At 68.8% G+C, this 23,129-nt stretch carries 24 protein-coding genes and 1 pseudogene; 17 read left to right on the top strand and 8 right to left on the bottom strand.

The window, feature by feature from the left end; all coding sequences use genetic code 11:
* Positions 1-102: 102 nt before the first annotated feature.
* Positions 103-864: pseudogene (locus E3N86_RS17225) on the bottom strand (phosphotransferase); the annotation flags it as partial.
* Positions 865-953: 89 nt separating this feature from the next.
* On the opposite strand from E3N86_RS17225, the gene nudC reads away from it, so the two are divergent.
* The 4 genes from nudC to E3N86_RS16660 are packed head-to-tail and all read left to right on the top strand — an operon-like array spanning position 954 to position 4,568.
* Positions 954-1,922 (top strand): NAD(+) diphosphatase, encoded by a 969-nt coding sequence (gene nudC / locus E3N86_RS02535; protein WP_134342085.1) that lies wholly within the window; start codon positions 954-956, stop codon positions 1,920-1,922.
* Positions 1,913-3,628 carry an ATP-dependent helicase gene (locus E3N86_RS02540; RefSeq protein WP_134511262.1) on the top strand — a complete coding sequence of 572 codons (1,716 nt, stop codon included), beginning with the start codon at positions 1,913-1,915 and terminating at the stop codon, positions 3,626-3,628. Before nudC ends, E3N86_RS02540 begins: the two co-directional genes overlap by 10 nt.
* 25 nt (positions 3,629-3,653) lie before the next feature.
* Positions 3,654-4,394: an SGNH/GDSL hydrolase family protein gene (locus tag E3N86_RS02545; RefSeq protein ID WP_134511263.1), complete on the top strand. Its 741-nt coding sequence runs from the start codon at positions 3,654-3,656 to the stop codon at positions 4,392-4,394.
* Between the two features lie 9 nt (positions 4,395-4,403).
* On the top strand, positions 4,404-4,568 hold the full coding sequence (locus E3N86_RS16660) for a hypothetical protein (RefSeq protein ID WP_158250268.1): 165 nt from the start codon (positions 4,404-4,406) through the stop codon (positions 4,566-4,568).
* Positions 4,569-4,745: 177 nt separating this feature from the next.
* Here E3N86_RS16660 and E3N86_RS02550 read toward each other — a convergent pair whose 3' ends face one another.
* Positions 4,746-5,606 carry a TOMM precursor leader peptide-binding protein gene (locus E3N86_RS02550; protein WP_134511264.1) on the bottom strand — a complete coding sequence of 287 codons (861 nt, stop codon included), beginning with the start codon at positions 5,604-5,606 and terminating at the stop codon, positions 4,746-4,748.
* Between the two features lie 134 nt (positions 5,607-5,740).
* Here E3N86_RS02550 and E3N86_RS02555 point away from each other — a divergent pair, with 134 nt between their 5' ends.
* The gene (locus E3N86_RS02555; RefSeq protein WP_134511265.1) at positions 5,741-7,300 is read left to right on the top strand and encodes an SDR family oxidoreductase; all 1,560 of its coding nucleotides are present in this window, start codon (positions 5,741-5,743) and stop codon (positions 7,298-7,300) included.
* Between the two features lie 638 nt (positions 7,301-7,938).
* Here the strand turns inward: E3N86_RS02555 and E3N86_RS16665 are convergent.
* Positions 7,939-8,106 (bottom strand): hypothetical protein, encoded by a 168-nt coding sequence (locus E3N86_RS16665; protein ID WP_158252085.1) that lies wholly within the window; start codon positions 8,104-8,106, stop codon positions 7,939-7,941.
* A gap of 107 nt (positions 8,107-8,213) precedes the next feature.
* Entirely contained in the window at positions 8,214-8,492 is a 279-nt protein-coding gene (locus tag E3N86_RS02560) for a metal-sensitive transcriptional regulator (protein WP_104101060.1), read from the bottom strand.
* 89 nt (positions 8,493-8,581) lie between these two features.
* On the opposite strand from E3N86_RS02560, the gene E3N86_RS16670 reads away from it, so the two are divergent.
* The 6 genes from E3N86_RS16670 to E3N86_RS02585 all read left to right on the top strand — a co-directional run bounded on the left by E3N86_RS16670 (position 8,582) and on the right by E3N86_RS02585 (position 13,744).
* Entirely contained in the window at positions 8,582-8,767 is a 186-nt protein-coding gene (locus tag E3N86_RS16670; protein WP_166784981.1) for a cation-translocating P-type ATPase, read from the top strand.
* Complete coding sequence (locus E3N86_RS02565; RefSeq protein WP_166784982.1) at positions 8,764-9,465, top strand: DUF2207 domain-containing protein; 702 nt, start codon at positions 8,764-8,766, stop codon at positions 9,463-9,465. The genes E3N86_RS16670 and E3N86_RS02565 overlap by 4 nt, the downstream gene beginning before the upstream one ends.
* A gap of 130 nt (positions 9,466-9,595) precedes the next feature.
* Positions 9,596-9,883, top strand: coding sequence for a hypothetical protein (locus E3N86_RS02570; RefSeq protein ID WP_134511267.1), 288 nt, complete (start codon positions 9,596-9,598; stop codon positions 9,881-9,883).
* Positions 9,883-10,218: a DUF6804 family protein gene (locus tag E3N86_RS02575; protein WP_104169961.1), complete on the top strand. Its 336-nt coding sequence runs from the start codon at positions 9,883-9,885 to the stop codon at positions 10,216-10,218. The genes E3N86_RS02570 and E3N86_RS02575 overlap by 1 nt, the downstream gene beginning before the upstream one ends.
* A 204-nt stretch (positions 10,219-10,422) precedes the next feature.
* A complete protein-coding gene (locus E3N86_RS02580) occupies positions 10,423-12,603 on the top strand; it encodes a DEAD/DEAH box helicase (RefSeq protein ID WP_134374672.1) in 2,181 nt (726 codons plus the stop codon).
* A gap of 112 nt (positions 12,604-12,715) precedes the next feature.
* The gene (locus E3N86_RS02585; protein WP_134511268.1) at positions 12,716-13,744 is read left to right on the top strand and encodes a 6-phosphofructokinase; all 1,029 of its coding nucleotides are present in this window, start codon (positions 12,716-12,718) and stop codon (positions 13,742-13,744) included.
* Positions 13,745-13,833: 89 nt separating this feature from the next.
* Here E3N86_RS02585 and E3N86_RS02590 read toward each other — a convergent pair whose 3' ends face one another.
* Positions 13,834-14,088 (bottom strand): mycoredoxin, encoded by a 255-nt coding sequence (locus E3N86_RS02590; protein WP_104101065.1) that lies wholly within the window; start codon positions 14,086-14,088, stop codon positions 13,834-13,836.
* Positions 14,089-14,149: 61 nt separating this feature from the next.
* Here E3N86_RS02590 and E3N86_RS02595 point away from each other — a divergent pair, with 61 nt between their 5' ends.
* The 3 genes from E3N86_RS02595 to E3N86_RS02605 all read left to right on the top strand — a co-directional run bounded on the left by E3N86_RS02595 (position 14,150) and on the right by E3N86_RS02605 (position 16,241).
* A complete protein-coding gene (locus E3N86_RS02595) occupies positions 14,150-14,623 on the top strand; it encodes an 8-oxo-dGTP diphosphatase (RefSeq protein ID WP_104101066.1) in 474 nt (157 codons plus the stop codon).
* Positions 14,624-14,712: 89 nt separating this feature from the next.
* Positions 14,713-15,915: an inorganic phosphate transporter gene (locus E3N86_RS02600; RefSeq protein WP_134374668.1), complete on the top strand. Its 1,203-nt coding sequence runs from the start codon at positions 14,713-14,715 to the stop codon at positions 15,913-15,915.
* On the top strand, positions 15,912-16,241 hold the full coding sequence (locus E3N86_RS02605; protein WP_134374666.1) for a peptidase: 330 nt from the start codon (positions 15,912-15,914) through the stop codon (positions 16,239-16,241). Before E3N86_RS02600 ends, E3N86_RS02605 begins: the two co-directional genes overlap by 4 nt.
* A 265-nt stretch (positions 16,242-16,506) precedes the next feature.
* Here the strand turns inward: E3N86_RS02605 and E3N86_RS02610 are convergent, their stop codons facing one another.
* A complete protein-coding gene (locus E3N86_RS02610) occupies positions 16,507-17,787 on the bottom strand; it encodes a uracil-xanthine permease family protein (protein ID WP_104101069.1) in 1,281 nt (426 codons plus the stop codon).
* A 102-nt stretch (positions 17,788-17,889) separates the two neighbouring features.
* On the opposite strand from E3N86_RS02610, the gene E3N86_RS02615 reads away from it, so the two are divergent.
* From E3N86_RS02615 to E3N86_RS02625, 3 genes are all read left to right on the top strand, one after another.
* Entirely contained in the window at positions 17,890-19,419 is a 1,530-nt protein-coding gene (locus E3N86_RS02615; RefSeq protein ID WP_241985920.1) for a carboxylesterase/lipase family protein, read from the top strand.
* A gap of 139 nt (positions 19,420-19,558) precedes the next feature.
* A complete protein-coding gene (locus E3N86_RS02620) occupies positions 19,559-21,064 on the top strand; it encodes an NCS2 family permease (protein ID WP_134342065.1) in 1,506 nt (501 codons plus the stop codon).
* 118 nt (positions 21,065-21,182) lie between these two features.
* Complete coding sequence (locus E3N86_RS02625) at positions 21,183-21,488, top strand: hypothetical protein (protein WP_233191409.1); 306 nt, start codon at positions 21,183-21,185, stop codon at positions 21,486-21,488.
* A 28-nt stretch (positions 21,489-21,516) separates the two neighbouring features.
* Here the strand turns inward: E3N86_RS02625 and E3N86_RS02630 are convergent, their stop codons facing one another.
* Together E3N86_RS02630 and E3N86_RS02635 are read right to left on the bottom strand one after the other, a co-directional pair.
* Entirely contained in the window at positions 21,517-22,263 is a 747-nt protein-coding gene (locus E3N86_RS02630) for a FadR/GntR family transcriptional regulator (protein ID WP_104101273.1), read from the bottom strand.
* A 67-nt stretch (positions 22,264-22,330) separates the two neighbouring features.
* Positions 22,331-23,122: a 3-oxoacyl-ACP reductase gene (locus E3N86_RS02635; protein WP_166784983.1), complete on the bottom strand. Its 792-nt coding sequence runs from the start codon at positions 23,120-23,122 to the stop codon at positions 22,331-22,333.
* Between the last annotated feature and the right edge of the window lie 7 nt (positions 23,123-23,129).

Raw genomic sequence — 23,129 nt, forward strand, 5'->3', positions numbered from 1 at the left:
CCCCTGGCTGCGCGTGTCCGTGCCGTGCAGCAGCCAGCGGGCCAGCTCCAGCTCGGCGTAGAGCATCGCGCGCTGCGTGATCCTCGGGTCGTTGCCCTGGCGGGCCGACGCGTACGACGCGACGGCGGTCTCGCCGGCCGCCCCGCGGGAGGAAAGCAGCCAGTGCAGGTCGCGGGCCGGGTCGCCCACGCTCAGGGCGGACCAGCCGAGAACCCCGGAGACGGAGTCGTCGGTGATCAGGAACGAGTCGGCCGACAACGACCCGTGCACCACGCAGGGCGCGAACTGCCAGAGCCCGTCGTCGTCGGTGGCCTGTTCCCAGCGGCGCAGGATCGCGGCGGGCAGGTAGCCGGTGGTGGCCGCCCGGTCGATCAAGGCGATGGTTCCGGTACGGCATTCCTGAGCGCTCTGCTGAGATAACCCGGCGGTGCCGACGAAGGCCGTCGGCAGTGAGTGCACCGCGGCGATGGCGCGGCCGATCGAACCGGACACGCCCGCGTGGCCGGTGAGGGCATCCGCGTCGAAGGAATCGCCCTCCAAAAACTCGTAGACGACGGCCCGGGTGCCGCTGAGCGGCGCCTGGCCCACGAACTGCGGCACGTCGAAGGGGAGCCGGCTGCGGTTGCCGACGGTGAGCGCGCGCAGGGCTACCAGATCGGCGGACTGCTCGGTTTCGGCGGCCTGCGAGGCGGGGACCCGGATGATGAGGGCACGGTCGTCGCGGTCGATCAGCAGTGCGGATTCGAACGCGCCGCTGGCTCCTCGAGAACGCGCGACGGTGCCGTGCAGACGCACCTGGACGACGTCGAGACCGGGGACGGCGGCAGTGGCCAGCGCGGCTAGAGTGAGAGGTGATCTGACCATACTTCTAGGTTAGGTCGACTTCCCCTCGGCGCGGTTGTTCGCCACGCCTCGACACAACTTCGGCAGTCTGTCCGAGACCGAGGAGCACCATGTCGTTTGCGTTCACCTCCCGTCTGCCGCTTTCCCGTCACGCGGTCGACCGTGACGGCGAGGCGCGCGCCACCCCTGGGTTGCTCAACACGCTGCAGACGGATGCCGGCACGCGCCTGCTCGTGCTGTGGCGAGGCTCCGCGCTGATGGAGGCCGCCGCCCCCGCCCGACTGCGCCTGCTGGCTCCCGACCGAGTTCCCGCCGGCGAGTTTCGGCTCTACCTCGGCCGTTCCCTGGCCGAAGATGCGCCGGAGCCCGTGGGCACCCCGCTGGTCGCGGCCGTGCTGACCGACGAGGAGGCCCTGGCGCTCGAACCCGACGAGTCCCTCTGGGTGTCCCTGCGCCCTGTGGCGACCACCCTGTCCGACCGCGACGCGGGACTGTTCACCGAGACGCTCGGCGTCGTGAACTGGCACGACTCCCACGCCCACTGCCCGCGCTGCGGCACGGCCACCCTGATCGAGAACGCCGGTTGGACGAGGCGCTGCCCCGACTGCGGCGGCCAGGTGTTCCCGCGCACCGACCCGGCCGTGATCGTGCTGATCACCGACGCCGACGACCGCATCCTGCTCGGCTCGAACGCCCTCTGGGAGGGCAACCGCTACTCGCTCCTGGCCGGTTTCGTCGAACCGGGCGAGTCGCTCGAGGCGGCCGTCATCCGGGAGATGTTCGAGGAATCCGGCCTGCGCGTGGCCGACCCGGTCTACCTCGGCTCCCAGCCGTGGCCGTTCCCGGCCTCGATCATGTTCGGCTTCACGGCCCGGCTCGCCGACGGCCAGGCTCCGGCGGCCCTGCTCCCCGACGGGGAGGAGATCCTCGACCTGCGCTGGTTCAGCCGCGACGAGCTACGGGCCTCCGGCGACGTCATCATCCTGCCCGGCCGTTCCTCGATCGCCCGGGCGATCATCGAGCACTGGCTCGGCGAACCTCTCGACTTCGGCCCCGACAAGGTGCACGGATGGCGCTGACCGCCGGTTCCCTGCTGGCCGGCCTCGACGACCAGCAGCGGGTGGCGGCCGAGGCGCTCGTGGGTCCGGTGTGCATGCTCGCCGGCGCCGGCACCGGCAAGACCCGGGCCATCACCCACCGCATCGCCTACGGCGTGATGACCGGCGCGTACTCGCCGAACCGGGTGATGGCCCTCACCTTCACGGCGCGCGCCGCCGCGGAGCTGCGCGGCCGGCTGCGCCAACTCGGCGCCGGGGGCGTCGCCGCCCGCACGTTCCACTCGGCGGCCCTGTCGCAGCTGAACTATTTCTGGCCGCACGTCGTCGGCGGCCAGGCGCCCCGCATCCTCGACGGCAAGGGCCGTCTGCTCGGGCACGCCGCCGAAACCCTGAAGCTCAAGCTGGACACGGCCACCCTGCGCGACCTGGCCGCGGAGATCGAGTGGCGAAAGACCTCCGGAATCGGCATTGAGGCGTATGGGGCCGGCATCGCCAAGCGCAGCCTGCCCGGCCGGCTCGACGTGGACCAGGCGCTGGCCATGATGGAGTCCTACGAGCGCCTCAAGGACGACCGCAAGCAGATCGACTTCGAGGATGTGCTCCTGGCGATGGCCGGGATGATCGAGGCCGAGCCATCCGTCGCCCTACAGGTGCGCGAGCAGTACCGTTTCTTCGTCGTCGACGAATACCAGGACGTCTCCCCGCTTCAGCACGACCTGCTCTCGCTCTGGCTGGGCCAGCGCCGCGACCTCTGCGTCGTCGGGGACGCCAGCCAGACCATCTACTCCTTCGCGGGCGCCCGCAGCGACTACCTGCTCGACTTCCCCAAGCGGTGGGAGGACGCCACCGTCGTGCGCCTCGAGCAGAACTACCGGTCGACGGGGTCGATCGTCGCCACGGCCAACCAGCTCATGCGCGGGCGGACCGGCGCCCTCACCCTGCGCGCCCACGCCAGCGAAATCGGCACCGAGCCGGGTGTGCGCGAGTACCCGAACGACATGGCCGAGGCCCGCGGCGTCGCCCAGAACATCGTCGAGCTGATCGAGGGCGGCACCCGCCCGGAGGACATCGCTGTTCTGTTCCGGGTGAACGTGCAGGCCGCCTTCCTCGAAACTGCCCTCGGCGACGTCGGGGTGAGCTATCAGATCCGCGGGTCGAAGCGCTTCTTCGACCTGGCCGAGGTCAAGCAGGCGGTGATGCAGCTGCGCGCGGCATCCGTCTCGATCATCGGCGAACCGCTGTTCAAATCCGTCAGTGACGTGCTGCGCTCCCTCGGCTGGAGCCAGAGTGCGCCGGAGGCCCAGGGCGCGGTGCGCGACCGGTGGGAGTCGCTTAACGCGATCATGGGCCTCGTCGACCAGGCAGCCCCGGAGACCACATTCCGCCAGTTCACCGACGAGCTGATGGAGCGCCAGGCCGGCCAGCACGAACCCACGGTGTCCGCGGTGACCCTGGCGACGCTGCACTCGGCGAAGGGCCTCGAATGGGACGCCGTCTTCCTGATCGGTCTGTCCGAGGGACTCGTGCCGATCAGCTACGCAGGCACTTTCGAGCAGATCGACGAGGAACGCCGGCTGCTCTACGTGGGCATCACCCGGGCACGCAAACGGCTGTCCCTGAGCTGGTCTGCTGCGGGCCACCAGCAGCGCAGCCCCAGAGAGCGTTCCCGGTTCCTGTCCGAGATCGGCGCCCGCGGCGTGCGTGCGCCCGCCGCCCGCGGCTCCTGAGACCGGCGCGGGGTAGCCTCGGGGCGTGCCCACTTTTCCGTTCACCCGACTGGCTGCGGTGCCCTACGCGCCGTTACTGGTGACGCAGGCACGCCGGCTGCGCCGCGACACGCCCCGGTTGCCCGACGCCGCCCTCCCGTGGACCGGTTCCCGGCCCGGCCCAGACCCGCTGCGCATCCTCGTGCTCGGCGACTCGACCGCCGCCGGCGTGGGCGCCGAGACCCAAAGCGAGGCCCTGCCGGGCTGGATCGCCCACGAGGTGGCCGAGCGCTGGGGCCGCGGCAGCACCTGGCGGGCGATCGGTGAGAACGGCGCCACGGCCCGGGACGTGCGCGAGCGCTTCCTGACGGACGCCGCCGCCGTGCCCTTCGACCTGGCCCTGCTGACCATCGGCGCGAACGATGCGCTGGGGCTGCGCTCCCGAAACGCCTTCACGAACGATGTGCGTCGAATCGTGCTCGCCCTGCGGGCCGCGGCGCCGCAGGCGGCCGTGCTCGTGTCGCTGATGCCGCGCTTCGACCGCTTCGCGCTGCTGCCCGAACCCCTGCGCGCCACCCTCGCGCGGCACGCCGCGAGCCTCGACACCGGCGCCCGCCTGGCCGTCGAGGATCTCGACGGGGTCGTCGCGATCCCGACCCCGCCGCCCTACGTCGAGGGCTTCTTCGCCAGCGACGAGTTCCACCCGAGCGCGCTCGGCTACCGCCTCTGGGCCCGGTTCGTCTTCGACTCCGCGCCCGGCCTCCGACTCGACCGCCCGGTCGGCTGAGAGCACCTGATGGCCCTGCTCCGTAGCCTGGACGAGGTTGTCGCGGTCGTCCGGGCGGTCGAACTCGAACGCACCCGGCAGGCGACGGATGCCGGCTCGCGCACCCTCGTCGGCCTGGCCGGCGCCCCGGGATCGGAAAGTCGACCGTGGGGGAGGCGCTGGTCGCCCGGCTGAACGCCGGCGCCTCGTGGTGGTGGAGGGCAACTACCTGCTGCACGGCGAGGGCGGCGGGGCCGAAGCCCGGCCGCTGCTCGACCTGACCCTGGTCGTAGGGCCGGAGCGGGGCATCCGGCTCGCCCGAGCCTGATCTGGGCCCCGGTCTGCGACCGGGTCTGACCTGGACCTGTCCGGTCAGTCGCGGACGGGGCGCCCGGCCCCGGGCAGCGCGGTCACGTTCCCGGGAACGGTGCGGCAGCCGCACGACTCATGCGGCCGGTAGCCACGACGTTTGAGGGTGCCGGACGCCACGTCGAAGACGAGCGCGGTCTCCGTGAGGGTGGAGCGCCGGAGGACCAGCCGGTCGTGGCCGATCCCGGCGACGAGGGCGGCCACATCGATGCCGGCCCGCGGGGTCTCCGTGGGTGCCCGGCGGCTGAGCAGCTGGCAGGCCAGGGCGGCCCACGACGGGTCGGAATCCATGTGCGCCAGCTCCAGGCAGTACAGGCAGGGGCCAACCCCCGGCTCGACCAGGGGTCCGATCCGCACCTCGCTGTCGCTGAAGACAACGGGCAGGTGCGGGATGTCCCGGCGCAGCCAGCGCCCGTGCCGCTCCGGTTCCAGGGCGTAGTGACCCAGGACCACGGCCAGCCCGGTGCCGGGGTCGTCGGTCTTGGCCAGGGTCAGACCCAGGGTGCCGATCAGGGTGCGGATCAGGTCCGCCGTGAGCCCGCACCCGTCGACGCAGATTCTGGGCGGCGGTGCCACGGCGACCGGTTCGGGCATCCGGGCCGGGCCCGGAACATTCTCGGCGGTGACCAGAAGAGCCGGCCGCAGGGCGCGGAGCAGCGCCAGGATGGCCTCGTCGGAGGCCCCGCCCTCCCGCCCGATCATCAGTGCTCCGGAGCGGGGCACCCCCACGAACAGGGCCGCGAGCACCCGCTCGAGTCCCGGGCTCAGGGCGGTGATCACGACCAACGGGTGGTCGACGCCGACCTGGATGATGTCGGGCGAGCGCCAGACGACCGGATACCGGGGATCGAGTCGGAGTGTCATTCGGCGATGATGCCGCACTCGGCGCGCGCCCGCGCGAGTCATCCACAGCCCTGGCCCACAGCCGCAGCTCGGCACGGCGCGGCCGTTTGCCCGATCCTCGGCGTCAGTCCAGCATCCGCCCCTAGGCTTTCGCTATGACGACGCAACGACGTGTACTTGTGACCGGCGCTACCGGGTATATCGGCGGCCGGCTCGTTCCCCTGCTGCTGGAAGCCGGCTACGCCGTGCGCGTGCTCGTGCGCACACCCCAGAAGCTGAAGGATGTCCCGTGGGTCGAACAGGTGGAGGTCGCCGAGGGTGACCTCGGGGACCTGGCCAGTGTGCGATCCGCCGTCACCGGGGTCGATGTGCTCTACTACCTGGTGCACTCGATGGGCACCCGCGGCGACTTCGAGAGCACGGAACGCCTCGCGGCCACGAATGTGGCTACGGCCGCCGCCGCGGCCGGCGTCTCCCGCATCGTCTACCTGGGCGGGCTGCACCCGGACACCGAGGAGCTGTCCCAGCACCTGCGCTCCCGGGCAGAGGTCGGCCGCATCCTGGTGGAGTCCGGTGTGCCGACAGCAGCCCTCCAGGCCGGGGTGGTCATCGGGTCCGGCTCCACGTCGTTCGAGATGATCCGGCACCTGACCGACGTTTTGCCGTACATGCCGGCGCCGCAGTGGGTGCGCAACAAGATCCAGCCGATCGCCGTGCGTGACGTGCTCTACTACCTCGTCGCGTCGGCGGAGCTTCCCGCCGACGTCAACCGCACCTTCGACATCGGCGGCCCCGACGTGCTGCGTTACGGCCAGATGATGAACGGGTACGCCCTCGAGGCCGGCCTGCGCCAGCGCCCCATCGCGTCCCTGCCCGTGTTCACGCCCTGGCTCGCATCGCAGTGGGTCAATTTGGTCACGCCCATCCCGCGCAGCCTTGCCGTGCCGATCATCGCAAGTCTGCAGAACGACTGTGTGGTTCACGAGCGCGACATCGACCAGTACATTCCCCAGCCGAAAGAGGGCCTCACCGGGTATCGCACCGCCGTGCGCCTGGCCCTCGGTCGCATGCGCGACGGCGACGTCGAGACCAGCTGGCGGAACGCGTCGATCGCGGGCGCTTCGAGCAACCCGCTGCCCAGCGACCCCGAATGGGCCGGGCACCTCGTCTACACCGACCTCAAGGAAAAGCACACCGCCGCGAAGCCGGAAGCCCTGTGGCGCGTGATCGAGAGCATCGGCGGTGACAACGGCTGGTACTCATTCCCGCTGGCCTGGGCCATCCGCGGCTGGATGGACAAGCTCGTCGGCGGGGTCGGCCTGCGCCGCGGCCGTCGTAACCCCGACCACCTGCATACGGGCGACGTGCTGGACTTCTGGCGGGTCGAACGCATCGACACCGGCCGGTTCCTGCGTCTCCGTGCCGAGATGCGCGTTCCCGGCCGGGCGTGGCTGGAGATGACGGCGGATCCGGCGCCGGGCGGCGGCTCCGTGTACCGTCAGCGCGCCGTCTTCTTCCCACGGGGACTGGGCGGTCGGCTGTACTGGTTCGCGATCCTGCCCTTCCACGGCGTCATCTTCACCGGCATGGCCAATCGGATCACGGCGGCCGCCGTAGGGGAGGCTGCCGTGGAGGTGGCCGTGACGAACGCGAACGCCACGACTGCCCCGGATGCCCCCGGATCGGTCCGGCCGGTCGCCGAGCGCGCCGCCTGAGCGGTGAGTTCACCAAGGTTGACCTGACCGGGCTCTGACCTGACCGGGCTCTGACCTGACCGGGCTCTGACCTGACCGGGCTCTGACCCGACCGGGCCCTGACCTGACCCGGCCCTCGACGCGGTATGAAACCGCGTTCCAACCGCCCGGTTTTCCGAGTCCGAGGCCCTGAGCCACTCAGCCCGAACGGAGTCGACGGCGATTCTGGCGCCCCGAACGCTTTCCTCGGTCAGGCCCGGCTGAGCCCGCGCGTGTGGCCAACTCAGGACATCCGCCGCCTGGGTCCGCCAGCCGCCGCAGACTAGTGCGGAACCAGCGCGGATGCCCGGCATGCCCCGAGCGGATCTCCTGAGTTGGCCACACCATCTGCCGGATACCAAACGGTGATCGCTGGAGGCGCCGCATGACTCGTGCGGCTCGGGCCTTGACCAGGGCACTCGCCGCCTCGCCGGTGATGACCCGCGTGCACGCGGTGCCGTCGGACCCGATCGTGGGCGCGCGACGCCGCGAAGCGATGAGGACTCACCAAGGGGCCGGTGCGGTCACGGCGAGGCACTATGGAAGAGTTGCGAGCAACGCGATGCCGATCCAGCAGATCTGATGTGGGGCGAGTCTGCGCGATGGCTCGTGCGCAGTGGCTAGTGCGTGGGAAGGTGCGCAGAGATCTGCTCGTCGGGCTCGAGTTCCAGCTGGCGCTCACGGAAGAGATTGAGCTGGCGCTGGCGGTATTCGCCGACCAGATTCGTGATGTCGTGGTGTTCGGTGTGGCCGGGAAGGTTAGGCAGGGATGCAGATTCTGAAGTCAATGGGAAAACCAATTCGTCTCGGGGGAACGACCGATGCCCGGATTTGGAGCATTCAGAGACGCTAATTGATTCCACCGGTGATGTCAACGCGGCGGGTGCCGCCGGCTTCAGCCTCGGTTGTTGTTGAGTTCGAAGACCTTGAGCAGCTCCGCGATGGCGGTCCCCCGAGCCTCGCCCCCGGCCTCGAACATCTCGGTCACGTGGGTTTGCAGGTGATTGTCCACCAGGAGCTTGTTGAGCGAGCCGAGCGACTTCTGGATTGACAGGGACTGCGTGAGGATGTCGATGCAGTAATCCTCGTTCTCGATCATCTTCTCCAAACCACGCATCTGACCCTCGAGGATGCGGGCACGGTGCAGGGCACGCCGTTTGATGTCGTCAATCATGGGTCTACAGTACCGCGATTTCACATACCCCGGAGGGGTATTCTGTCGTCTGCCAGCGACGTCACCATCGTGTGCGACCACCTGGCACCATGCCCGACGTCATCCGGCTGTCCCGACGCACCCTGCGCGTGATCAGGGGTACCCTGATATGCACCTTCTGCTACGGCCGGGCGGCGCTGCCGCTGGCCGTGTTCGACCTGATCAACCCGTTGATCTCCGCCGCAGCGATGGTGTTCTCCAGCCTGTTCGTGGTGCGCAACAGCCTGCGCCGGTGACGATCGCCACCGATGTCTTCGTGCATGGCGCGCAGACCTATGTCATCACCTGCGAACAGGTCGACGTCACGCTCGACGTTACCGCCGGGGCACTCGGCCCGGCCGAGGGGCGCACTCTGTCCGTCGGGTTCGAACCTGGCACCTTCGTGCCCCGCGACCAGTCGTTCACGGCGAACCCTTTCCCGGGTATCGGCCTCGCAGCGGCCCTGATCGGCCTGCTCGGCGCCGGTCTCGCCGTCGCCTCCCGGGCCACCCGCTGGCGGAACGCACCGGGTCGGCCGACCGTCGTCGCCGAGTACCTGCGGCCGCAGGGCGTCAACCTGCTCATGGCGGGAAACGTGATGCGCACGAGCGCCAAGGCCATGACCGCCCAGTTGCTCAGCTTCGCTGTGCGTGGCAATGTGCGGGTCCTGGAGGGGGAGGGCACAAAGCACTACCTGCTCGAGCTGCTGCACACCAGAGACCTCGACCCGGCCGAGCAGGCGGTGCTCCGGCTGCTGTTCCCGGGGCTGCACGCGGGCACGAGCCGCGACCTCAAGACGAAGGACACCAAGCTGGGCGCCGGGCTGGCCAAGCAGCTCCAGGCGGTCACCGAGCAGGTGCTGACCGACGGGCTGCGGGAGAGGAAGGGTGGCCGGCTGCCCCGTTGGCTGCTCGTCGGCGCTGTGCTCACCGGCATTCTGACTCTGGTCGGCTGAAGCTGTACATCGATATAGCCCGGGCCGAACGGCTGCGAGTGCTGCAGAGCCCGAGGGAGCGCTGAGGTCGCCCTACCGGCCGGACCCGGCATCCGTTCTCGGCCTGCCCGATCCGGGGCAGCCGGGGCAGGTGCTGAAGCTCTATGAGCACCTGCTGCCGTTCGCGGTGCTGTTCGGTCAGGAGAAGGAGTGGGCCCAGGTTCTCGGTGACCACTACGCCCGGAGTGACGCGCAGCCGGACTGGTACGCTGGGTTCGCTCCGTTCAACCCGGTCTGGTTCGCCGCCGGGTTGAGCTCGTTCACGAGTTCCACCTCGGCCTCCTGGTCGGGAAGCGCTTCGAGTTCCTCCAGTTCCGGTTCGGGTGGAGGTGGCTCGGTCGGCGGCGGTGGAGACGGCGGCGGAGGAGGAGGCGTCTGATGGGCACCCCGGTCGAACCCACAGTCACACGTTCCGCTCTGGCCCCCGGTCTGCTCGGGGCGGTCATCCTGCTCGGCGGGCTCGCGCTGCTGGACTCCGAAAGCTTTATCATCATCCGTTACGCGGTCAGCATCCTCGCGATGATCCTCTGCGTCTTCGCTATCCAGGCGAAGGCCTGGCTGTGGTTGATCGGTCTCGTGCCGATCGCGGTGCTCTGGAACCCGATCGTGGTCATCGACCTGTCCGGCCGGGGCTGGGTGTCCGCCCAGTTCATCGCCGCGCTGGTCTTCATCCTCGTCGGGGTCGTCACCAAGGTGCCGGTGCATCGGGATTGACCAGCGGGCGTAGACTATACCCGCGTCGAAAAAGCCCGATTACCGTCTTGACCGTGCCGCTGCATCCCAAATGCCGGTGGCGCAAATAGGGTTGGCACGTTGCTCGATTCAGGCTTCGACGTATCGATCGCACCGGTGTCCACGGATGCCGCACCACGTCGAGCACGGCCTTTGTCTGCTGTGCTGCTGTGAAGTTGGAGAAGAATGGCTTACACCCGCCACCAGGCCGCCGGTTCGAACAACCGTGTTGCCGCGGAAGGTCGCGCTCGGCAGCGACCTCGTTCCCGCGACGATGACGCCCCCATCATTCCCATCCTCGCCCGCAAGGTGCGCGAGGTGGAGGCGAAGGCGCAGGTCGGCGCCAAGCTGGGCCCGACCAACCGCACCAAGTACCAGGTCATCGCGCTGCTCATGCGCGAGGAACGTGCCCGGGTCAAGGGCGACAAGGACCTCACCGACGCGAACCGCGCGGAACTGCTGAAACGCCTTGACGGCATCGCCCAGATCCTGGCGAAGACCGCGGCCCGCGACACCAGCCTGATCACCCTGCTGGAACCGGATGCCGGCGTGTCCACGGTCGCGCAGCGGTTCCGCCGCGACTGGCTGCTTGAGTCCGGCGCCGAACTCACCCCCGACGAACTGATCATCACCCGCGAGGCCGAGGCCAAGCCGGAAATTCCGGTCAACCAGGTCATCCCTCAGTCGGTCAAGGCTCGCCAGCTCGCCAACCCGTTCCTCGCGCCCGATTTCAGCGCCGCGACGGCCCAGCCGGTCGTCTCCGGCCGTCGCCTGGCCAACTGGGAACTCATCGGCCCGCTGTTCAAATCCTTCGAGTATGGTTCCGGCGGTCAGGCCGCCAGCATGGACCTGCCCGAGGCACCCCGCGTCGACCGGCTCTCGCCTCGCGGCATGGAGCTGATGCGCCACCAGGCCCGGTTCGTCGAAAGCGCGCGCCTGGGCCACCGCAGCTACCTGCTTGCCGACGAGCCGGGGCTCGGGAAGACGGCGCAGAGCCTGCTCGCGGCATCCGTCAGCGGGGCCTACCCGCTGTTGGCCATCGTTCCCAACGTCGTCAAGATGAACTGGGTGCGCGAGGTCGCACTGTGGACGCCGAACCGCCGGGCCACCGTCATCCACGGCGACGGCGACACGCTCGACGCCTTCGCCGATGTGGTCATCGTCAACTACGACGTGCTCGACCGGCACCGCACCTGGCTGGGCACCCTGGGCTTCAAGGGCATGGTCGTCGACGAGGCGCACTTCATCAAGAACCTGCAGTCGCAGCGCTCCAAGCACGTGCTGGCCCTGGCTGAGCAGATCCGGCGCCGCACGCCCGGCGGCAACCCGCTGCTGATGGCTCTGACCGGAACCCCGCTGATCAACGACGTCGACGACTTCCGGGCGATCTGGCAGTTCCTCGGTTGGCTCGACGGCGACAAGCCGGCCCCCAGACTCATGCAGAAGCTCGAAGCGATCGGGCTGACCCCGGCCGACTCCGGGTTCTACAGCGCCGCGCGTGCCGCGGTGATCGACCTTGGCATCGTGCGCCGCCGCAAGGTCGACGTCGCCGCCGACCTGCCGGCCAAGCGCATCGCCGACATCCCGGTCGAGCTGGACGACGACCTCGGCCGCTCCATCCGCCAGGCCGAGCGGGAGCTCGCCGCCCGCCTGGTCACCCGGTACCACTCCCTCGTCGCCGCCCGCCATCCGGGCCAGACGCCGCCGGTTCTCGAGGGAGAGCAGCGAGCCGCGTTCATCCGCGCGGTTGCCCACGCCGAACTCGAGGAGTCGAAGGGGCAGACGACCGGTGAGAACGTCTTCACCATGGTGCGCAAGATCGGCCAGGCCAAGGCCGCCCTCGCGGCAGACTACGCCGTGCAGCTGGCGCACTCGGTGGGCAAGGTCGTCTTCTTCGCCAAGCACATCGACGTGATGGATGCCGCCGAGGACATCTTCGCCAAGCGCGGCCTGCGCACGGTCTCCCTGCGCGGCGACCAAAGCGCACTGGCCCGCCAGGCCGCCATCGACTCCTTCAACGATGACCAGGGGGTGGCCGTGGCGGTCTGTTCCCTCTCTGCCGCCGGAGTCGGCGTCAACCTCCAGGCCGCCTCCAACGTCGTGCTCGCCGAGCTCAGCTGGACTGCCGCCGAGCAGACACAGGCCATCGACCGGGTGCACCGCATCGGCCAGGACGAGCCGGTCACCGCGTGGCGGATCATCGCCGCCCACACCATTGACGCGCGCATCGCCGAACTCATCGGCAGCAAGCAGGGCCTCGCGGCCCGCGCCCTGGACGGCGCCGTCGACGAGATCTCGTCCGCCGATTCCGTGCAGGCCAGCGCCCTGATCTACCTGCTGACCCTGGCACTCGACGGGGAGTTGTAGAACGCGCCCCTCACCGGCGTGGATTTGAACCGGGCCTCGTTTGGGGTCCATCATTGAGTGGCGGCGGTGTGGGCGCCAATCTGATCACTTGTGCAACAAGGAGCAACGACAAATGAAAATTGGTATCCTCACCAGCGGCGGAGACTGCCCCGGCCTGAACGCGGTTATTCGCGGTTCCGTCCTTAAAGGCATCCGCGTACTCGATGCCGAATTCGTCGGCATTCGCAACGGCTGGAAAGGCCTGGTCGAGGGCGACTTTATGACTCTGGACCGGCACAGCGTGCGCGGTCTCTCCCGTCAGGGTGGCACCATCCTCGGTAGCTCCCGCACGAACCCGTTCGAGGGTGAAAACGGCGGCCCCATTAACATTCAGAAGACGATGGACGCGGAAGGAATCGACGCGATTATCGCCATCGGCGGCGAGGGCACCCTCACCGCGGCACGCCGACTGACGGATGCCGGACTTCAGATCGTCGGCGTTCCCAAGACCATCGACAACGACCTCGAAGCCACCGATTACTCATTCGGCTTCAACACCGCCGTCGAGATCGCCACCGAGGCCATCGACCGACTGCGCACCACAGCCGAATCCCACGGCCGCTGCATGATCGTCGAGGTCATGGGCCGCCACGTGGGCTGGATCGCCCTGCACTCCGGCATGGCCGGCGGCGCCCACGCCATCCTGATCCCGGAGCAGCCCCAGACCATCGAGCAGATCTGCGACTGGGTCATGCACGTGCGCGACCGCGGCCGCGCACCCGTGCTCGTCGTCTCCGAGGGCTTCAAGCTCGCCGGCATGGAGGAGGCGCTCTCAACCAAGGGCCTCGACGCGTTCAACCGCCCCCGCCTCGGCGGCATCAGCGAGATGATCGCCCCGATGATCGAGGAGCGCACGGGCATCGAATCCCGCGCCACCGTCCTCGGCCACACCCAGCGCGGCGGCGCTCCGTCGGCCTATGACCGGGTGCTCGCCACCCGCCTCGGCATGGCGGCCGTTGACGCCGTCTACGCCGACCAGTGGGGCTCCATGGTTTCCCTGCGAGGCACCGACATGGAAATCGTCAGCATCGCGGAAGCGACCATCGGTCTAAAGACCGTGCCGCAGGCGCGCTACGACGAGGCCGCGGTGCTGTTCGGCTAAACCCGCACCAGGCGCTGAGGGGATCCGGATCGATTTCCGCCGATTGGCGGAGGTTCGACCGGGACCCCTTCGTGCGTTCCGGGACCGACTCAGGCGAGTTTGGCCTGAACCTGCGCCAGCGACGGGTTCGTCGCGCTGGAGCCGTCCGGAAAAAGGACTGTCGGGACCGTGCGGTTGCCGTTGTTCAGGCTCATCACCAGCTCGGACGTGCCGTCGACCTCCTCCACGTTGATCTCGGTGTAGGCGATGCCGGCCTTGACCAGCTGGGTCTTCAGGCGGGTGCAATAGCCGCACCAGGTCGTCGTGAACATGGTTATGGTTCCGGATTCCGGCACAAAGTTCATACTTGGATCCTAACAAACCGGCCTGAACGGGAGCAGGACCGTACCTCGTTACCATTGGTTCATGTCTCTTCCTCAGGTCTGCGTGGGCTACCTCACCCGGCGTTCTCCATCGGGGGACCTGCAGGTGCTGCTCGGCCGCAAGAAGAAAGGACTGGGCCGGGGCAACATCGTCGGCCTCGGCGGCAAGCTCGAGCCGGGGGAGTCGGCCGTGGAGGCGATGGTGCGGGAGATCGAGGAGGAGTCCGGCCTGGTCGTGGCGGCATCCGCCCTGACCCCGTTGGGTCTGCTGACCTACCTGTTTCCGCACCGGGAGGCCTGGAGCCAGGAATCGAGCGTGTTCGTCTGCACGCAGTGGAGCGGCACCCCGCGCGAGTCCGACGAGCTGAACCCGGTCTGGTTCGACGTGGCCGCGCTACCGGTGGACGAGATGTGGGACGACGCCCGGCACTGGCTGCCGGGGGTGCTCGCCGGCATTCCGGTGCGGGCCACCTACACCTTCGGCCCCGACTTGGCCACGGTGGTCGACCCGGTTTGAATTGACCTACTTCCCCGGGAGTGTCAGGCTTATCACAGCGGTGCAGCTTGAGATAACCCCGGCTGTCGTACACTCAGAGGAAGACGCCGGTGGATTTCACCCTGATCGTTGCGCTTGTGATTGCGCTCGCACTGATTTTCGACTTCACCAACGGCTTCCACGACACCGCGAACGCGATGGCAACCCCCATCGCGACCGGCGCCATGCGCCCGAAGGTCGCGGTGGGACTCGCCGCCATTCTGAACCTGGTCGGGGCTTTCCTCTCCACCGAGGTCGCCAGGACCATTTCCGGCGGCATCATCAACAAGGATGACGCCGGAGTTCAGATCACTCCCGAGATCATCTTTGCGGGCCTGATCGGCGCCATCGTTTGGAACCTCATCACCTGGCTGCGTGGCCTGCCGTCCAGCTCGAGCCACGCCCTGTTCGGCGGACTCATCGGCGCGACGATCATCGGCGTCGGCTCGCAGGCGGTCGCCTACGACGTCGTGCTGGCCAAGGTCATCCTGCCGGCACTGATCGCCCCGCTCACGGTGGGCATCGTCGCCTACCTCGCCACCAGGCTCGCCTACTTCATCACCCGGCGGGATTCCGGCAAGGCGGATGGCCGGGGCGGCTTCCGCTACGCGCAGATCATCTCCTCGTCGCTCGTTGCCCTCGCACACGGCACCAATGACGCCCAGAAGACCATGGGCGTCATCACCCTCACCCTGATCGCCGGCGGGATGCAGGACGTGGGCACCGGCCCGCAGCTGTGGGTCATCACCACCTGCGCGATCGCGATCGCGATCGGCACGTACACCGGCGGCTGGCGAATCATCCGGACCATGGGTCGCGGCCTCACCGACATCAAGCCGGCCCAGGGCTTCGCCGCGGAGACCAGCACCGCGGCCACCATCCTCGCGTCCAGCCAACTCGGCTTCGCGCTCTCCACCACGCAGGTCGCGTCCGGGTCGGTGATCGGCTCGGGCCTGGGCCGCCGCGGCTCGACCGTGCGCTGGGGGATGGCCGGCCAGATCGCGCTCGGCTGGGTGCTCACCCTGCCGGCGGCGGCCATCATGGGTGCCTTCGCGGCCGGACTCGCCCTGATCGGACCGATGGGCATCGTGCTCGACCTGGTGATCGGTTCCCTCGTCATCGCCGTGCTGTTTCGCCGGTCCCGCCAGAGCCGGGTCACGCACGACAACCTGCACGACATCGACGACGCCGGGCGGGTCGTGAAGATCCGGAAGACCCCCCGCAAGGCCTCCCGCACGGCCTCTCGCAAGGATCAGAAGAAGGTCGCGCTGTGATCGATTGGTCTGCGTTCCTCGTCGTCGCGCTCGCTTCGCTCCTCTCGTCCGCGGTCGTGGTGGGCCTGTATTCGCTCGGGCTGCGGTTGCTCACCACCTCCGGCCGTGTACCCGTGGTCGAACCGGCCGAATTCACGGGAGCCATCACCGTGCTCACCCCCAAGCGTGCGGCCAAGGAGGCCAAGCGCGCGCGCAAGGCCGCCGCCGGCCCACTGAGCCCTCTGCAGAAGCAGGTCGCCCTGATGGGCGCCTACGCCTGTTTCGTGCTCTGTAGCGCGGCCGTGCTCTACGGTGTCTACCTGATTGTGCCGGCCCTGCACCGCTGACCCGCTGCGTCCCTGTTCCGCTTCCCTCGCAGCGTTCCGTGCCGTAACGGGCGCTCTCGGTTGCCGCGCGGTAGCTGCGCCGCTGCGCTGGTGGCACGCCACGTGCGGAACGGCGCTGCACGCTCGCAACGCCGGATGACTGCGCGACCTGGTCCGTCAGGCTGGCGGTGCACCCTGTGGAGCTGGGTGCACGGTAGACCGTGCGCCGCGAGCCAGGACATGCGCCGCGAGCCACTACCTGCGGCGCTGCGGAGGGCCGCGGATGCTACCGTGCGGTGCCGCGCACCCGGGCCACCCACGTCATCAGGTGGTAGATCACGATGGCGGCGACCGTGCCGAGCGCGATGCCGTTGAAGCTGAGGCTGCCGGCCGAGAAGGTATAGTCGGCGATGCCGATGATCAGCGCGGTGGCCGCGGTGAACTGGTTGACCGGCTTGCTGAAGTCGACCTTGTTGTCGAGCCAGATCTTCACGCCGATGATGCCGATCAGGCCGTAGAGGGCCGTGGTGACGCCGCCGAGCACCCCCGCCGGGATCGTGTTGATGACCGCACCGATCTTGGGAGAGAGTCCGAGCAGCACCGCGGTGATGCCCGCGACCCAGTAGGCGGCCGTGGAGTAGATGCGGGTGGCCGCCATGACGCCGATGTTCTCGCCATAGGTGGTGGTGCCCGATCCGCCGCTGAAGCCGGCGAGCATCGTGGCCAGGCCGTCGGCCATCAGGGCGCGACCCGTGAAGCGGTTCACCGTCACATTCGTCATCTGGGCAACGCCCTTGATGTGGCCCACATTCTCGGCCACCAGCACGAGCACGACCGGCAGGAACGCCGGGAGCACGCCGAGGGCGGCGGACGGATCCGCGAACGGGTTCATCGCCGCGGTGAACTGGGGCAGGCCGATCCAGGCAGCCTCGCCCACCCCGCTGAAGTCGACCTCGCCGGCCACCACGGCGGCCACATAGCCCACGATCACGCCGATGAAGATGGACAGCCGGCCCAGGATGCCGCGGAACACCACGGTCGAGAGGATCACGGCGAGCAGGGTGATCAGCGCGGTGAGCGGGGCCAGCTCGAAGTTCGACTTGGCGACGGGCGCCAGGTTGAGGCCGATCAGGGCGACGATGGCCCCGGAGACGACGGGCGGCATCAATGCGTCGATCCAGCCGGTGCCGGTGAGCTGCACGATCACGCCGATCAGGGCCAGGAGTAAGCCGACGACGATGATGCCGAACAGGGCGCTGCCCATGCCCGCGCTCGCGGTCGCGGCGGTGATCGGCGCGATGAAGGCGAACGAGGAGCCGAGGTAGCTGGGCAGCTTGTTGCGCGTGATGACCAGGAAAAGCAGGGTGCCGATGCCCGAGAAGAGCAGCGTCGTGCTGGGTGGGAAGCCCGTGAGCAGCGGTACCAGGAACGTGGCACCGAACATGGCGATGACGTGCTGGGTGCCGATTCCGATGGTCAGCGGCCAGTTCAGGCGCTCGCCGGGGCCGACGACATCCGTGGCTCCGACCGTTTTTCCGTCACCGTGCAGGGTCCAGGGCAGAGCCATGTGTTTCTCGTTTCCGTGTCGTACGTAATCCCGATGGTAGTGAACAATTAAGATCGGACGGTGAGACCATCCGTTCAGCCTGCCCAAGCAGAGCCACTCTCGGTGAGGATTGAAGCCGGCTTGCTGCACGGAATCCGGGTGCGCGGGGTGCGCCAGTGGCGCGGGATTCCCTACGCGGCCGCCCCCGTGGACGAGCTCCGATTCCGCGCTCCGCAGCCGGCCGCGCCTTGGCCGGGCGAACGGGATGCAAGCTCCTTCGGCCCGGTCGCCACGCAGAGCCACCGCGGCCAGTTCATCGGCGCGAAACCGACGATCCCGCAAAGCGAGGACTGCCTCAACCTCAACGTGATCGCTCCCGATGAACCGGTCGACCCGCGGATGCTGCGGCCCGTCATGGTCTTCATCCACGGCGGCGCCTACAGCGTCGGGTCCTCGCGGGAGGTGCCCCGGCAGGGTGAGGGGCTCGTGCGGCGCGGCGGCATCGTCTATGTCAGCCTCAACTACCGGTTGGGGGCGCTTGGCTACATCGACTTCAGCCGTTACTCGACCGCGGAGCATGCCTTCGAGAGCAACCTCGGGCTGCGTGACCAGGTGGCTGCGCTCGGCTGGGTGCGGCGCAACATTCGCGCGTTCGGCGGCAACCCGGATGCCGTCACCCTCTTCGGCGAATCGGCCGGAGCCAACGCCGTGACCACCCTGATGACCGTCCCGGCCGCCGCCGGACTCTTCCAGCGCGCGATCGCGCAGAGCGCCCCGCCGAACGCCGTCTATGCCCCCGATGTCACCGCTGAGTGGGCCACGGATTTTGTGCGGCTCCTGGCCCGGCGCACCGGGCAAGCCGACCCGACGAACTCGACCACCACGGCGACGGATGCCGCTGCCCTGCTTCTGCAGGCCGACCCGGCACATCTGGCCGAGGCCACGAGCGACCTGACCCGGCGCGCCCCGGACCGGTACCCCGGCACGATCCCGCTCTCGCCCGTGATCGACGGCGACTTCCTGCCCGAACGACCTCTCGACGCCTTCCGCGACGGCCGCGCCCACCGGATTCCGCTGATCATCGGCACCAACTCGCGGGAAGGTTCGCTGTTCAGTGGGCGCATCGACATCCTCGCCACGACGCCCGGGCGCATCCGCGCCGTGTTCGCGAACACCAAGAAGAAGGCTCGCACGCGCCTGCGGGCGCAGTACCCCGGGATACCCGCGCTGCGGCCCGCCCTCGATTTCGGTGGTGATTTTTCTTTCTGGTACCCGAGCGTGCGCGTGGGCGAACGGCACTCCCGGTATGCCCCGGTGCGCTTCTACCGCTTCGATGCCGCGCCGCGCCTGGTGCGTTTGATGGGGCTCGACGCCACGCACGGCCTCGAGCTGTTCCCGCTGTTCGACCGGCTCGACGGCTGGTTCGGCCGCGGCATGACCGCGCTCGGCGGTCGCCGCGACTTCCAACGGATCGGTGCCCGGATGCAGGGTTGGTGGCTCAGTTTCGCCGCCTCCGGCGTGCCGGATACGGCCTGGCCGCTCTACGACGAGGCCGAGCGCCTGACCCTGGTCATCGACGCCGTCGACCGTGTCGAGTCCGACCCGCGCGGGGACCGCCGCCGGGCCTGGGACGCCTTCGTGCCGCACATCTGAGCTCGGCGTGCCACAGCCCGGAAGCCCGACCGGTTGCCTCCGCGGGCCGTCCTCGCCCAGCCCCGCGGAATCGGCCCGCGCTCCGGGGCCGTAAACTGAGGAACTGAGAATCAGCTGAGTCGGACACCAGGAGCACCCCATTTCTGAAACAGAGACCCACACGTCATCCACGCCTGCCCCCAAGCCGGACGCCCCGGCGGGCACGAACCCGGGGCTCAAGGCCCGCATCGATCGGTACTTCGAAATCACCCGGCGCGGCTCCACCTACGGCCGAGAAATCCGCGGCGGTCTGGTGACGTTCGTCACGATGGCCTACATCGTGATCCTCAACCCGCTCATCCTCGGCGGCTTCAGCGCCGACCAGGCCGCGGTCGACGTGGCCGGCGGATGGCTGCCCAACGGCCAGGTTGCCGCGGTCACCGCCCTCACCGCCGGCGTCATGACCATCCTGTTCGGCGCCGTCGCCCGGCTTCCATTCGGTTTCGCCGCGGGCCTCGGCATCAACTCCTTCCTGGCCGTGAGCGTCGTCGGCCAGGTGACCTGGCCGGAGGCCATGGGCCTCGTGGTCATCAACGGGCTCATCATCGTGCTGCTCGCCTCCACCGGCCTACGCGAGCTCATTTTCAACGCCGTGCCGCGCCAGCTGAAGATCGCCATCACGGTCGGCATCGGCCTGTTCATCGCCTTCATCGGCCTGGTCGACTCCGGCTTCGTGCGCGCGAGCGGCGCCGCGTCGCCGCCCGTGCAGCTCGGCGACAACGGCTCCGTCGTGAGCCTGCCGACCGCCGTGTTCGTGCTCGGCCTGATCATTCTCGGCATCCTGGTCGCCCGCAAGGTGAAGGCGGCCCTCCTGATCGGAATCGTCGCCACCACGCTGATCGCGGTGGTCCTCGAGGCGATTTTCAAGGTCGGGCCGTCATTCGGGCAGAACCCCGACGGTTGGAACCTGAACGCGCCGGTACTGCCGACCTCCATCGTCTCGCTGCCCGACCTGAGCCTCGTCGGACAGGTCAGCTTCGGCGCCTTCGACCGGATCGGCATTCTGGCCGCGTCGATGCTCGTTTTCACGCTCGTCTTCACGAACTTCTTCGACGCCATGGGCACCATGACCGGCCTGGCCAGCGAGGCCGATGTGGCCGACGAGAAGGGCAACTTCCCGCGCCTGAAATCCGCCCTGATCGTCGAGGGCGTCGGCGCCGTCGTCGGCGGCGCCACCTCTGCCTCGTCGAACACGGTGTTCATCGAGTCCGGTGCCGGCATCGGTGAGGGTGCTCGCACGGGACTGGCCAACATCGTCACGGGACTGCTGTTCCTCGCGGCCATGTTCTTCACCCCGCTCACCCAGATCGTGCCGCTCGAGGTGGCCGCGGCCGCCCTCGTGATCGTCGGCGCGATGATGGTGTCCCAGATCCGGTTCATCGACTTCACGGAGTTCTCCATCGTGCTACCGGTATTCCTCACGATCATCGTGATGCCGCTGACCTACTCGATCGCCAACGGAATCGGGGCCGGCTTCATCACCTGGGTGCTGGTGCGTTCGTTCTCGGGGAAGGCGCGCGAGATCAGCCCGTTGCTCTGGGTGGTCGCGGCCGGCTTCCTGGTCTTCTTCGTGCGCGGCCCGATCGAGGTTCTGTTCGGCGCGTGACCGTGTGGCCGCCCCCGGCCCGATTCGGGGGCTAACCCCATGGGTGCCAGAACGGATGCTCCGTAGTGTCGTTGGGAGAGCGGCATCCGTCGCTCCCCATCGAAACGGAGAACCGCCCATGTCAACCATCGCTCCCGACCAGGCCCCGGTCTACACTGCCGAGCCCGTACCCCCGCGGAGCAGCACTCTGGCCGTGTCGAGCCTCGTGCTCGGCCTTGTGTCGATCGTCGCCGGCTGGACCTTCCTCGTGCCCATTGCCGGCCTGGTCGTCGGCATCCTCGCCCTCGGACGGGAACCGCAGGCGCGCACCCTGGCGATCTGGGGCATCGTGCTCAACGCGGTGCTGCTGGCCGGCTCGCTGCTGCTCGTGCTGCTGGCGCTGGCCCTCGGCCTGCTGGCGCTGCCGTTCGCGTTCTTGATCTGACCTCGATCTGGCCCGGCGCGGCCTCGCGCTACTCCAGGAAGCCGCGCAGGAGCAGGGCGGTGCCGGCCAGATGCTCGGCCATCGCCTGCGCGGCGGCGTCGGGCCGACCGGTCAGGATCGCGGTCACGATCTGCTCGTGCTGCCGGTCCGAGTGTGCGATGTTCGGGCCGAGTGACGGGATGTTGTCGAGCAGTTCGTTGATCCGCATCCGCACTTCGGCCAGCAGCGGCACGAGCGACGGTGAGCCGGCCAGCTCGCCGATGGTGAGGTGCAGCCTGGAGTCCAGTCGGCGGTAGTCCTCGCCGGTGGCGCCGATCGAGTCGGCCAGGCTGTTCCACAAAACTTCCCGTTCGCCGGGCGACAGGGTGCGCGCGGCGGCATGCCGGGCGGCGCCCTCCTCCAAGATTTCCCGGAGCGCGAGCGCGTCCTCGATCTCGGCCACGGAGATGTCCCGGCGCGCCGGCAATCCACGCTCGTGGCCTCGGCCGGGCGTCTGCTGGGGCAACGAATCGTTGACGAAGGTGCCGCCGTAGCGGCCGCGTCGGGAGACCAGATAGCCGGCCTCGGCCAGGGATGCGATCGCATCCCGCAGCGTGTCCCGACTCACGGCGAGCATGGCGGAGAGTTCGCGTTCGGCCGGCAGTCGTTCGCCGGGCGCGACGAGTCCCAGCCGCACGGTCTGCAGCAGCCGCTGCACGGTCTCCTCGAAGGCGTTGCCACTGTGCACGGGGCGCAGCAGCAGGCCACTGTCGAGTCCGGGCTGTTCGTCGTCGATCACTGTTCTGGTCCTGGCTCCTGGTCGAACTTCCAGTCCATCACGGTTTCCGCACCCTCCCGCACCGCTACATCGGCGTCACGTAGGCCGAGCTGATGCCGCCGTCGACCAGGAACGTGGAGCCCGTGATGAACGAGGAGTCATCGCTGGCCAGGAACGCGACCGCGGCCGCGAGCTCCTCGGGTTCCGCGAACCGGCCGACTGGGATGTGCACCAGCCGCCGGGCCGCGCGCTCCGGGTCCTTTGCGAATAGCTCTTGCAAAAGCGGGGTGTTCACCGGGCCGGGGCAAAGGGCGTTGACCCGGATGCCCTGGCGCGCGAACTGCACGCCCAGCTCGCGGCTGAGTGCGAGTACGCCGCCCTTCGAGGCGGTGTAGGAGATCTGACTGGTCGCGGAGCCGAGCACGGCCACGAACGAGGCCGTGTTGATGATCGACCCGCGGCCCTGCTTCACCATGTAGCGCAGGGCGGACCGGCAGCACAGGTACACCGACTTCAGGTTGACGTCCTGCACCCGTTGCCAGGCCGGCAGCTCGGTCGTCTCGATCGAGTCGTCGTCGGGCGGGGAGATCCCGGCATTGTTGAACGCGATGTCGACGGAGCCGTAGGTGAGATAGGCGGTGTCGAAGAGGTTGTTGACCTCGTCCTCGTCGGTGACATCCACCTTGACGAAGAGGCAGTCGAGCTGGTCGGCCGCCGCGAGCCCCGCCGCCTCGTCGAGGTCGCCGATCACGACCATTGCTCCTTCCGCGGCGAACCGTTTCGCCGTGGCCAGGCCGATGCCGCTGGCGCCGCCTGTGATCACGGCGACCCGGCCCGCGAGCCGCTGGGTGAGGTCGATGGGGGTGAGGGTGCTCATGCTGGCT

The organism is Cryobacterium sp. Hz7, from assembly GCF_004402815.1.
GTDB lineage: Bacteria > Actinomycetota > Actinomycetes > Actinomycetales > Microbacteriaceae > Cryobacterium > Cryobacterium sandaracinum.